We start from the raw sequence: 11,960 nt of genomic DNA, 5'->3' as shown, positions 1-11,960 counted from the left end.
GAGCAGGCGAGCGATGAGTCTCGGCGACGACGGCTACGGCAGTGGCGGCGATCACCACGTGACACGTACGCGGCTCCCCGAGGGCGAGGTCGACCCCTACGCCCCACCCCGCCGCGGCTCCGGCCGCGGTGGCCGCACGGGGCGGACCTCCAGCCGGAACCTGATGACGGTGGTCGGCGTGGTGGTACTGCTGATCGCAGCCATCGCCTTCGCCAACAGAGGCGGCGGCTCCGGGTCCGACAGCCCGGACGGCGGCGATACCCGCAAGGCGGCCGGCAGCGGCCCGACAGCACCGTCGGGCGTGAAGCCGGTGGACGGCAAGACCGGAGGTATCGCTTCCGGTTTCGCTCATTCGGAGCAGGGGGCGCAGTCCGCGGCGGCGAATTTCGCGGTGGCGCTGGTATCCGCAGACATCCTCAAGCCGGAGAGACGGCACGAGATCGTTCCGCAGGTCTTCGTCAGCGACAAGGTCGCCGAGCTCCAGAGCAGACTCGATGGCGCCTACTCGAAGGACTTCTTGGCCAAGCTCGGCTTGAACGAGAAGGGTGAGGCTGCCAAGGGCATGATCTACGTGTCGCGCACCGCCCCCGTGGGCACCAAGGCGACCGCATACAGCGACGCATCCGCCTCCGTCGAAGTCTGGTGCACAGGAGCCTTCGGCACTGCCGGTACCAGCTCCACCAATCCGGTGGCGAACGACTGGTTCACCATGACCATCAATCTGCGGTGGGTCAACGGCGACTGGAAAGCCGAAGGTTTCTCGCAGAAGGACGGCCCGGCCCCCGTGAACAGCGACAGCACCGCATCCAATGCTGATGAGATCGCGAAGGCCGTCGAGCAGTACGGAGGGTTCACTTATGCCCGGTAGGCCCCGCCGCCGTAGCCTGAGAATCACCGCTGCTCTGACGAGCATCCAGGTGAGTGTCGTCCTCCTGGCCTCTCGTGCTGTCGCCGCGCCGACCCCACCGCCTTCCACGCCGGGTACGTCCCCCGGCCCGACCCCGACCACGACCGGGGTACCGAGCGGGACGCCGACACCCAGCTCCAGTCCGTCCGGCAAGGACAATTGCGATCTCATCGTCGGCCCCGCCAAGGAGTACTGCCAAGGCGGCAAAGGCAGCGGCGCCAGCAGCGGCACACCCCCCACCGACACCCAATCCGCCCTCGACCCCCTCGCCTCCCTGGCCAAAGGCTGCGCCGACGCCGCCGCCTGGATCATCGGCAAGCTCTCCGAAGCCATCCGTTCCACCGGCAACGTCGACTTCACCAACGCGCCCTTCCTCCGCCAGTACGCCGTCGTCTTCGCCGCCTCCACCATCCTGACCCTCGTGCTGTGGCTGCTGGCCGTGGCCAAGAGGGCCGTGCGCGGGGTTCCCGTGACACAGGCGATCACGGAGGCCGTCGGGTTCCTGTGGCTGACGGTGCTGGCGTCCGCGTTCACACCGCTCGTCCTGTACACCGTCGTGTCGGCGACCGATGCCGTGACCGAGGTCATCGCCAGTGGGTCGGGGACGAACAACGACGCGTTCTTCGGCGGCTTCGCCGAGGCCCTCAAGAAGGGCAACGGCATCGGCGGCGGGCCGGTCATGCTGATCGTCGTGTCGCTCGTGTCCGTGCTCGCCGCAGGCGTGCTCTGGCTCGAGCTGGTGATCCGGGCCGCCCTGCTCTACGTGGGCGCGCTGCTCGGCACGGCGGTGTACGCGGGGCTGGTGGACAAGAACATGTGGGGGCACGTCCGGCGCTGGGCGGGGATCATGATCGCGGTGATCCTGGTCAAGCCGATCATCATGATCGTGCTCGGTCTCGCCGGGGCGCTGTCCTCCGGTGACGGGCCGACCGCGTTCTCCGCCGTCGTGTCCGGACTCGCGATCATCGTTCTCGCCATCTTCGCCAGTGCGATGATCTACCGCTTCGTCCCCGGCTTCGGCGACGAGATCGTCAGCAGCCGCAACGCCAGCAACGACGCGGCGTCCCGCCAGGCCGCCGCGGTGATCTCCTCGCCCGCCGCGCTCGTCAAGCAGGGCATCACCACCCACAGCGCCCGCGGCGACGGCAATGGCGGCGGTTCGGCCCAGCAGGCCCGTCCCGCCCACCCCGTCTCCGGCGGTGTCGCCGCCCACAGCGCCCGCCCTGCCGCCCCGAGCGGCGGCCACGGCAGCAATGGAAGCGCTCCCTCCGCAGCACCGGCCCCCGCGCCCCGTGCGCAGAACAACAGCAAGAGCAATACATCCGGAGGTGAGCGGAGTTGACGGTTCCGGCCCAGTCCCAGCCGATCGCGGCCCGCCGTACGTATCTGATCGGCCGCGCGCGCCCCAACGCGGTCGTCGGCAAGAACCGGGAGACCGGCGAGATCGCGCTGATCATCGCCGGCGCGTTCCTGGGCATGATGTGCGGGCTGCTGGTGCCGGTCCTTCCCCTGCGGATCATCACCCTCACCGGCCTCCCGGCGCTGTCGCTGGCGGCCGTCTACGTCCCGTACAAGAACCGCACGTTCTACAAGTGGTTTGAAATCAACCGTTCGTACAAACGGACGCTGCGCCGGGGCACGACGTACCGCTCCAGCACCATGGAGGCGGGCACGCGTCTGGACGGGCGCGAGGTCGAGGTCGGGCCGCCGCCGGGCATCGGGCGGATCAACTGGTTGTCGGCGCCCTTCGGGCCGGACGAGATCGCCGTTCTGCTGCACGCCGACCGCCGCACCGTCACCGCCGCGATCGAGATCGAGGGCCCGGGCGTCGGGCTGCGCGACTCGGAGGACCAGGAGGCACTGGTCGAGCGGTTCGGGACGCTCCTGAAGCACGTCGCCAACGGGGACGGCTACGTCACCCGCATCCAGATGCTGGCCCGCACCCTGCCCGCCGACCCCGACGCGCACGCGAAGGACGTCGAGCGGCGCGGCGACGGGAAGGCGCCGGAGTGGCTGAAGGAGTCGTACGACCAGCTGCAGTCGATGGTGTCGACGTCGTCGGAGCAGCACCGCGCGTACCTCGTCGCCTGCATGCACTACGGCCGTGAGCTGGCCGCCGAGGCGCAGGCCATCGCCCGCGCGTCCCGCCACGAGGGCGGCAAGCGCCGCCTGGACCGGGACGCGGGGCTGGCGGTGGTCATGGCGCGCGAGCTGACGGACATCTGCGCGCGGCTGGCCGAGGCCGACATCCGGGTGCGGCAGCCGCTCGGGCAGGGGCGGCTGGCGTCGCTCGTGCACTCCATGTACGACCCGGACCACCCCATCGACCACATCCAGGCGATGACCAAGCGGAACGCCTGGCCGGCCGAACTGGACGCCATGGAGCCCACCTTCCTCCAGGCGAAGACGCGCGAGTCGTCAACCCGCGCGCCCTGGTGTCACTCCACCGCGTGGGTGAAGGAGTGGCCGATGACGCCCGTGGGCGTCAACTTCCTCGCGCCCCTTCTCGTCCACACCCCGGACGTGATCCGTACGGTCGCGGTCTGCATGGACCTCGAACCGACCGATGTGGCCATCGAGCGGATGCTGACCGAGAAGACGAACGACGACGCGGACGCCTCCCGCGCCGCGAAGATGAACCGGGTCGTCGACCCGCGCGATGTCGCCCACCACTCGCGCGTCGACCAGCGCGGCGAGGACCTCGCCAGCGGCGCGGCGGGCGTCAACCTCGTCGGGTACATCACCGTCTCGTCGCGCTCTCCGGAGGCGCTGGCGCGCGACAAGCGGACCATAAGAGCGTCGGCCGGAAAGAGCTACCTCAAGCTCGAGTGGTGCGACCGCGAGCACCACCGGGCGTTCGTCAACACGCTGCCGTTCGCGACCGGCATCCGACGATAGGGGCAACGCCGTGCTCGATCCGCTCGCCGCCGTCACCGACGCGTTCACCAGTTTCCTCTTCGGGAAGGTCGAAACCACCCGTCTGCCCGTCCGCACCTCCACCGGGCAGGCGCAAGCCGTCTACCTTCCCACCGCGGCACCCGGCCTCGGCGACTCGGGCGTGATCATCGGCCGTGAGGTCTACTCCGGCAAGGGCTACATCTACGATCCGTTCCAGCTCTACGGCCAGCAACTGCCCGCCCCGCACTGGCTCGTCCTGGGCGAGTCCGGCAACGGCAAGTCCGCGCTGGAGAAAACGTACGTCCTGCGGCAGCTGCGCTTCCGCGACCGGCAGGTCGTCGTCCTGGACGCCCAGGGCGAGGACGGCGTCGGCGAGTGGAACCTCATCGCGCAACAGCTGGGTATAACCCCCATCCGGCTGGACCCGGCGGCCGCCCTCAACGGCGGCATCCGCCTCAACCCCCTCGACCCGGCGATCACCACGACCGGCCAGCTCGCCCTCCTCCGGACGATCATCGAGGTCGCCACGGGCCGCGGCCTGGACGAACGGGCCGGCTTCGCCCTGAAGGTCGCGCACGCTTACGTCATCGAGACCATCCTCGACCGCCAGCCGGTCCTGACGGACATCGTCGAGCAGCTGCGTCACCCGGAGGCCGAGTCCGCCGAGTCGATGAATGTCGACATAGACGATGTACGGGCCTGGGGCCTGGACGTGGCGCTGGTTCTGGACCGGCTGGTCGACGGTGACCTGCGCGGCATGTTCGACGGGCCGACGACGGCCGGCATCGACCTCGACGCACCGCTGATCGTCTTCGACCTCTCCCACATCGACCGCAACTCCATCGCCATGCCCATCCTGATGGCCATCGTGGGCGTCTGGCTGGAGCACACCTGGATCCGGCCGGACCGCAAGAAGCGCATCTTCCTGGTGGAAGAGGCCTGGCACATCATCAATTCGCCGTTCGTGGCGCAGCTCTTCCAGCGGCTGCTGAAGTTCGGCCGGCGACTGGGCCTGTCGTTCGTGGCGGTGGTGCACCACCTGTCGGACGTCGTCGACGGCGCCGCGGCCCGGGAGGCCGCGGCGATCCTGAAGATGGCCTCCACGCGGACCATCTACGCCCAGAAGGCGGACGAGGCCCGCGCCACGGGCCGCGTACTGGGCCTGCCCCGGTGGGCGGTAGAGATCATTCCGACGCTCACGCCGGGCATCGCCGTCTGGGACGTCAACGGCAATGTGCAGGTCGTGAAGCACCTGATCACGGATGCGGAGCGTCCGCTGGTCTACACCGACCGGGCCATGACGGAGGACGGTGACTTCGCGCGGGAGCTCGCGGCCGAGGCCGCGGCAGCGGAGCGGGCGGCCGCGGCGATGGACGTGCGGTTCGCCGACGAGCCCTACGGATCCGCTCCGGGCTCCACCTCGCCCTCATCCTCCTCTCCTTCGTCACCCTCGTCGCCCTCGTCACCCGAGTCGACGGTGGCCTGACGTGACACCCGTACGGGACCGGGAACAGGCCCCGGAGCGTGGGATTCCGGATGGCTTGCTGGTCAGCATCCTCGCCTTCCTGCTGGGGCTGACACTGCTGGTCTGGACGGCGACCGGCCTTTCGGCCCTGTTCGCCCACGGTTCCTGGCCGGACGGCGTGTCCCTCACCCGTACACCGCAGGCACTGCGGCACCTCATGACTCAGCCGCGCGACCTGCCCGCCGCCTGGCCGGAGACGTCACCGGACGCCCTGTCCGGGTACGGGCTGTTCTGGGGGCTCCTCATCAGCGAGGCGCTGGTGACCGTGGTGCTGCTGACGTTCGTGATCGGGACGGTGGCCAGGTGGCGCGGGGTGCGGGCCCGGCGCCGGAGCTCGCCGGTCCCGACGATGGCGCCGGGGGCGGTCATGGCGACGGCGCCGAGGGCGGTGCCGGTGCCGAGCGCATCGGCCGCGACATCGGCCCTGGCCCCGGCCCCGACGCCAGCCGCCACCACGCCCCCGGAGACCCCGGTTCCGGCACCGGCACCGGCACCGGCACCGGTCCCACCCCCGATCCCCGCACAGTCACAGCCCCAGTCACACCCCCAGCCGCACCCCCAATCCCAGCCACCACACCCCGCGCCCCTCCCCGTCTACGCCCCCGCAGCACCCCAACACCTCCTCTACACCACCGACCGCCGCGGCCCCGCCACCCGCGCGGTGCTGGAAGCCCCCGGCCCCGTCCTGGTCGTCACCAGCGACCCCGCCCTCTGGGCCGACACCAGGGCTCCGCGCGCCAAACTGGGCCCGGCCCACGTCTTCGACCCGTCCCACCGCATCGACACCCCCGACCGCCTCCGCTGGAGCCCCACCGCCGGCTGCGAGTCCCGCGAGACGGCCGCCTCCCGCGCGACCGCGCTGCTCACGCCCGTACGCCCGCTGAGCACCCTCGACTCGGCCACCGCCGACACGGCCGAGACCCTGCTGCGCTGCTGGCTGCACGCCGCCGCCGTGGACGGCCGTCCCTTCCGCCAGGTGCACCGCTGGGCACAGGGCACCTCCGCCCACGAGCCCGTACGCATCCTCCGTACGAACCCCAAGGCCACCGGCGGCACGGCGGGCGAACTGGAGTCGGCCCTCACCGGCCACCCCGAGCGGCGAGAACTGGCACAGGAGTTGACGGCCCTGGCCCTCAACGCACTCTCCTCGGTCCATATCCGCGATGCGTGCAACCCAAATCGAGCCAATTCGCTGGCCTTGGAATCATTCATCGCAGAAGGGGGAACGCTGTACGTGGTGGGTGAGGCGATTGAGGATCCCCGCACCCGCCCGGGTGCGATGCCGCTGCTCACCGCACTCGCCTCAAGCGTGGTCGAGCGCGGCCGCCGCATGGCCGAACGGTCATCCTCCGGCCGGCTCGACCCACCATTGACCCTCGTCCTCGACGACGTGGCGGCCGTGGCCCCGCTCCCCGCCCTCCCGGAACTGCTGGAGAGCGGCGAGGCGCAGGGCCTGCCCACCCTCGCCCTGATGCGCTCCGAGGAACAGGCCCGCGCCCGCTGGCCCCGCCATACCCTGTCGGCCCGTTAGGAAGGCCGCCGCGGAGGCGAAGTGCCTGGCACGCTAGTTTGGGTGCACACCCCACGGAAGCGTAGGAAGGGCAAGTACCGGTATGAGCAGCGCCGATGTCAATACCCGTGCCGTCGTACAGGAGTTCCTCGTCCGGCTCGGGGAAGGGGCGCCGGACCGTACCGCCGCCCTGTTCACGGAGACGGTCGACTGGATGATCGCCGAGAATCCGGTCGTTCCCTGGCTCCGGCCGCGCTCGACGCGCGCGGACGTCGCGGACCACTTCCGCGAACTGGCCCTGGGCATGGTCCCGGTGGAGGGCAGCCCCACGGTCGACGCGTTCCTGGTGGACGGCGCCGACGCGGTGCTGACGGGGCGCCTGGCGGGTGCCGTGCAGACGACCGGCAAGGTCTTCCGGTCCCCGTTCGCGATGCGGCTGACGGTCGAGGACGGCCTGATCACGCGGTACCACCTCTATGAGGACAGCCTCGCGATCGCCGAGGCCTGCACCCCGGACGCCTAGTCCGAGCGCCTCCGCGTCCCGTTGGGCCTTGATCTCCTCCATGAGCATCCGGAGCGTGCCGCAGAGCTTTTCCGGAGGCAGGGCATCCAGGGTGGCCCGGGCATGGGCCGGACCACCCGCCTCATCGGGGCCCGGTCGCCGTGCTCAGAAGCCCGCCGCCGCGATGATCCTGCCGGCCACCGGGTTCCGCTGCTCGCCCTTCGCATCGGTGGCGTTGACCGAGTAGACGAGCGTGCGGGAGAGATTCCGGGTGGCGCCGAAGCCGTTGACGTAGCCGTAGCGTCCCCCGGTCTTGCCCCAGACCACGGTGTCACCGATCTTGATGCGGCTCAGGCCACTGCTGTACGACGCCTCCCCGCCGCCGTACGCCGGGACGTCCGGAACGGTGAACATCAGCTTCAGCTCGGGCTGCGGGACGATACGGCCCCCGAAGAGCGCGGACGTGAAGCGTTCCAGGTCGGAGGTGGTCGTGATCAGGTCGCCGGACGCCCAGGTGATCGACTGGTTCCACTCGCTGACGTTCACAAGGCGCTCGCCGGAGCCGCCGGGGCCGCTCACGGACTGGTAGCCCTGCGTGTGCCGGCCGCGGATCGTGGGGTCGTTGCCGGGGCTGTACGTGTCCGTGAGGCCGGCACGGCGGATGACACGGTCACGCACCTCGCTCTCGTAGGAGTGGCCGGTGACCTTCTCGATGAGCAGGCCCAGCACGTTGTAGCCGATGTTCGAGTAGTGCTGCTGCGTGCCGGGAGTGAACTCCATGGGCTTGTCGAAACCGCGCCGGACCAGCTCCCGGTGGTCCCAGGTGGTGAAGCGGTGCTCGAAGTCCGACTCCTGCGAGCCGTCGGCGCCCGGCAGGCCGCTGGTGTAGTTCAGAAGGTGCTCGACGCGAACCTCGGGGTAGTGGGCGGGCAGCAGGCCCGGAAGGTACTGCTGCACGGTTCCGTCGAGGCTCAGCCTGCCTTCGTGGACGAGCTGGAGCACGGCGGCGGCCGTGAACGTCTTGGTGATGCTGCCGGCCCGGAAGCGCTCGTCGCCCTTCGGGGCACGGTGCGTACGGAGGTCGGCCTCGCCCGAGGTGCCCTGCCAGCTGCCGTCAGCGCCCCCGAGGCGGACCTGCGCGGCGGTGGCGACCGACGGGTCCGGCAGCCCGGCTATGGCCTCGCGCAGGGCCTTGGCTGTCGACGGCGCGATCGCCTTCCTGTGCGCGGACGCGTGCGCGGACTCGTGCGCGGGCGCATGAGTCCCGGTGAGTGCCTGCCCTGCGGCCTGTGCGGCGAGGGACGGTGTGATCACACCGATGCTCATGGCGGCGACGGCGGTGGCGATGACAGCGACTCTCTTGGAGTTTCGGTGCACGGTGGTTCCCCAGGTCTCAGTGGATCACTTGCTGACGCGTTCCATCCTGGGGACCGGCGCCGCCCCGCACATCGCCGACGCGAGCGGTCCCGCGGACCCACGGCCTCCCTCGCACGAGGGATGGGCGATCACGAGCAGCAGTCGGCGATCAGTTCCTGCCAGGAGCGATCAGACCGGTCTCATACGCGCAGATGACCGCCTGGATCCGGTCACGCAGCCCCAACTTCGACAACACATTGCTCACATGCGTCTTCACGGTGTGCTCACTGACCACCAGCTCGGCCGCGATCTCCGCGTTCGACAAACCCCTCCCGAGCAGTACGAGCGTCTCGCTCTCCCGCGCGGTCAGCGCCCCGAGCTCCGGCGCAGGCCCTCGCTGCGGAGCATGGCTGACATAGTCCGCGACCAGGCGCCGGGCCACCGAAGGAGCCAGCAGCGAGTCCCCGGCGGCCACCACCCGCACCGCGTGCACGAGATCGTGACGGCGCACGTCCTTGAGCAGGAACCCGCTCGCGCCCGCGTGCAACGCCTCGTACACGTAGTCGTCCTGATCGAACGTCGTGAGCATCACGGCCTTGGTGTCCGACTCGGCACACACCACCCGGGCAGCCTCTATGCCGTCCATGCGCGGCATCCGGATGTCCAGCAGCACGACGTCCGGCGCGTGACGCCGCACGGCCTCGACGGCCTCGGCCCCGTCGCCGGCCTCAGCCACCACCTCGATGTCCGGCTGCGCTCCCAGGATCATCGCGAAACCGCCCCGCACCAGCTCCTGGTCGTCGGCCACCACCACACTGATCGTCACCTTCGCACCTCCGTCGGCGAGGAGACCACGACGGGCAGGTCCACGGCAACGCGGTAGCCGCGCCCTCCCGGACCGGGCCCCGCGGCGGCCGTACCGCCGTGGGCTGCGGCCCGCTCCCGGATACCGACGAGGCCGCGACCACCGCCGGTGTCCGGGCCCGGCCGCACCCTCGGCCCCGGCACGTCGGCGGCGTCGTTCTCGACGGAGACGGTGAGCCGGTCGTCCGGTGTCCACGTGAGGCGTACGGACACCGTGGTGGCGCCGGCATGCCTGAGCACGTTGGTGAGGGCCTCCTGTACGACCCGGTACACCGTCACTTGTACGTCGGGTGCGAGCGGCCGGGGTCTCCCCTCCACCGCGAGAGTGACCGGAAGCCCGGTGCGCCGAACCTCACCGACCAGGTCCTCCAGCCCGGCCAGCGTCGGCTGCGGGCTGCGCGACGTGCTGGGCTCGCCCGCTGCGGACGGCTCGTCCTTGAGCACCCCGAGCATCCGTCGCAACTGCACCATCGCGTCCCGGCCCGCGCCCGCGATCGCGTCGAAGGCCGCCTCCGCCCGCTCGGGATCGGACCGTACGACCAGCGGCCCGGCCTCCGCCTGAACGATCATCAGGCTCACGGCGTGGGAAAGGATGTCGTGCATCTCACGCGCGATCCGCGCCCTTTCCCGCTCCACCGCCCGCTCGGCTTCTGCCTGCCGCGCCTTCTCCAGCTCCGCGGCCCGCAGTTCGACCGCCTCGGTATACGCCTGCCGGGTACGGGCCAGCACCCCGAGCACGTACACCATGGTGAAGAGGAAGAAGGCGAAGAGGTATTCACGCGCCGTGTTCGTCCGGATGGCCACGGAGACCGCGATCAGCGGAAGGCCGAGGCCGATCGCGAACCGCCGCTGCCGGAGGCCTCCCTGCGCGGCGACGGTGAATATCGCCACGAGCGGGCTGTAGGGCAGCGGCTGCCCCGGACCGTCCGTGGCCAGATACACAAAGCCGGCGACCGTAATGCACAGCAGAGACGTGAAGGGCGCCCGTGTACGCCAGAGCAGAGGCAGCACGATCAACGTTGTCATGCCGTACGCGGGCAAGGTGGCAGGGGGTAGGTCGGCCGAACGCGGCACGACGAAGGGTATGGTCACCGCGGCCTGCACGACAGCGGTGATCAGGGCATCGACGGCCCATGGGCTCGAAGTGCGGAGCCGGTGCGTCAGAGGCGGCATCGAGTCCTCGGCGGCCCGCCGGGCCGTACGATCCTGGGGAATTCGTGCATGCGCAGATCGTCGCTTGCGGCGATGACGCGGGACAATGTGTTTTCGCTCATCGCGAGGCGGGCAGAGGGCAGCGCATGAATGACGCCCGCACCATTGTGATCGCCATGGGTACGGACGAAGCCGCTGCCGTGCTCCCCTCAGACCTGCGCAACAGGCTCTCCGCATATGGGGCGGTGGCCGAACGGGACGACATCGCCGCGGCCGACATGCTGATCACCGGTTGGGGAAGCCCCCGGCTGACCGGCGAACTCCTGGACTCGGCCCCTCGTCTGCAGGCCGTCATTCACGCCGCGGGCTCGGTGAAACGGCTCCTCACTGCCGCTGTGTGGGAACGGGGCATCGTGGTCTCGTCCGCTGCCGACGCCAACGCCGGCCCGGTCGCGGACTACACCTGCGCACTGATCGTCCTGGCAGCGAAGAAAGCCCTCACCACAGCGGCCGCGTACGCCGATTCCCACTGGCCTGCCTTTCGTGACCGCGCGGGTGCCGACGCCCGCACGGTCGGAGTCGTCGGGGCCTCGCGCATCGGCCGCCTGGTCATGGCCCGGCTGCGTGCGGCGGATGCCGGCTACCGCATCCTGCTGTACGACCCGTACGTATCCGGTGCGGATGCACGGCGATTGGGAGCCGAAGCCGTGGACCTCGACACCCTGTGCGCGGACAGCTCGATCATCACCCTGCACGCGCCGGAGCTGCCGGAGACCCGGCAATTGCTCGACGCGGCACGGCTGGCGCTCATTCCGGACGGCGGCACGGTCATCAACACCGCACGGGGCGCACTCGTCGACACGGGCGCGTTGGTACGGGAATGCGCCTCGGGCCGCCTGGACGCATTCCTGGATGTCACCGATCCGGAGCCCCTGCAGTCGGGACATCCCTTGTTCGCGTTGCCGAACGTGCTGGTCACTCCCCATATCGCGGGAGCACAGGGAAGCGAGACCCGACGGCTCGGGGAGTACGCGGTGGAAGAGGCCGAGCGCTGGATGCGGGGCCGGCAGCTGCTGGGGCGAGTAAAGCAGGAGGATCTCCCCCGGCTGGCATAAGGCCACGCCGGTGCGGGCATTGCCGCCTGATTTTCCCCCTAAACGCAAAAATGCCGCAGGCCCCGAGTCAAAGACTCAGGACCTGCGGCTAAAAATTGTTCGGCGGCGTCCTACTCTCCCACAGGGTCCCC

The 11,960-nt window shown here is 70.2% G+C and carries 10 protein-coding genes; 7 read left to right on the top strand and 3 right to left on the bottom strand.

Annotated elements, in window-relative coordinates; all coding sequences use genetic code 11:
* Window positions 1-13: 13 nt before the first annotated feature.
* From AB0F13_RS26210 to AB0F13_RS26185, 6 genes are all read left to right on the top strand, one after another.
* Window positions 14-868: a hypothetical protein gene (locus tag AB0F13_RS26210; RefSeq protein WP_362087122.1), complete on the top strand. Its 855-nt coding sequence runs from the start codon at window positions 14-16 to the stop codon at window positions 866-868.
* Complete coding sequence (locus AB0F13_RS26205) at window positions 858-2,249, top strand: hypothetical protein (RefSeq protein WP_362087119.1); 1,392 nt, start codon at window positions 858-860, stop codon at window positions 2,247-2,249. The genes AB0F13_RS26210 and AB0F13_RS26205 overlap by 11 nt, the downstream gene beginning before the upstream one ends.
* Complete coding sequence (locus AB0F13_RS26200) at window positions 2,246-3,805, top strand: SCO6880 family protein (RefSeq protein ID WP_362087116.1); 1,560 nt, start codon at window positions 2,246-2,248, stop codon at window positions 3,803-3,805. The genes AB0F13_RS26205 and AB0F13_RS26200 overlap by 4 nt, the downstream gene beginning before the upstream one ends.
* Window positions 3,806-3,815: 10 nt before the next feature.
* On the top strand, window positions 3,816-5,291 hold the full coding sequence (locus AB0F13_RS26195; RefSeq protein ID WP_362087114.1) for an ATP-binding protein: 1,476 nt from the start codon (window positions 3,816-3,818) through the stop codon (window positions 5,289-5,291).
* A 55-nt stretch (window positions 5,292-5,346) separates the two neighbouring features.
* Window positions 5,347-6,861 carry a type VI secretion protein gene (locus AB0F13_RS26190; RefSeq protein WP_362087111.1) on the top strand — a complete coding sequence of 505 codons (1,515 nt, stop codon included), beginning with the start codon at window positions 5,347-5,349 and terminating at the stop codon, window positions 6,859-6,861.
* An 82-nt stretch (window positions 6,862-6,943) separates the two neighbouring features.
* Complete coding sequence (locus AB0F13_RS26185) at window positions 6,944-7,363, top strand: nuclear transport factor 2 family protein (RefSeq protein ID WP_362087108.1); 420 nt, start codon at window positions 6,944-6,946, stop codon at window positions 7,361-7,363.
* A gap of 144 nt (window positions 7,364-7,507) precedes the next feature.
* On the opposite strand, the gene AB0F13_RS26180 is transcribed toward AB0F13_RS26185, so the two are convergent.
* From AB0F13_RS26180 to AB0F13_RS26170, 3 genes are all read right to left on the bottom strand, one after another.
* Entirely contained in the window at window positions 7,508-8,719 is a 1,212-nt protein-coding gene (locus AB0F13_RS26180) for a serine hydrolase domain-containing protein (protein ID WP_362087105.1), read from the bottom strand.
* A 148-nt stretch (window positions 8,720-8,867) separates the two neighbouring features.
* On the bottom strand, window positions 8,868-9,524 hold the full coding sequence (locus tag AB0F13_RS26175; protein WP_362087102.1) for a response regulator transcription factor: 657 nt from the start codon (window positions 9,522-9,524) through the stop codon (window positions 8,868-8,870).
* Window positions 9,521-10,588 (bottom strand): histidine kinase, encoded by a 1,068-nt coding sequence (locus AB0F13_RS26170; RefSeq protein WP_362087099.1) that lies wholly within the window; start codon window positions 10,586-10,588, stop codon window positions 9,521-9,523. The genes AB0F13_RS26175 and AB0F13_RS26170 overlap by 4 nt, the downstream gene beginning before the upstream one ends.
* Window positions 10,589-10,779: 191 nt before the next feature.
* Between AB0F13_RS26170 and AB0F13_RS26165 the strand changes: the two genes are divergently transcribed.
* Window positions 10,780-11,829 (top strand): hydroxyacid dehydrogenase, encoded by a 1,050-nt coding sequence (locus tag AB0F13_RS26165; protein ID WP_362087096.1) that lies wholly within the window; start codon window positions 10,780-10,782, stop codon window positions 11,827-11,829.
* Window positions 11,830-11,960: the final 131 nt, after the last annotated feature.

It is taken from the genome of Streptomyces sp. NPDC026206 (genome assembly GCF_040638465.1).
Lineage (GTDB): Bacteria > Actinomycetota > Actinomycetes > Streptomycetales > Streptomycetaceae > Streptomyces.
This window is presented reverse-complemented; position numbering and strand designations above follow the sequence as displayed.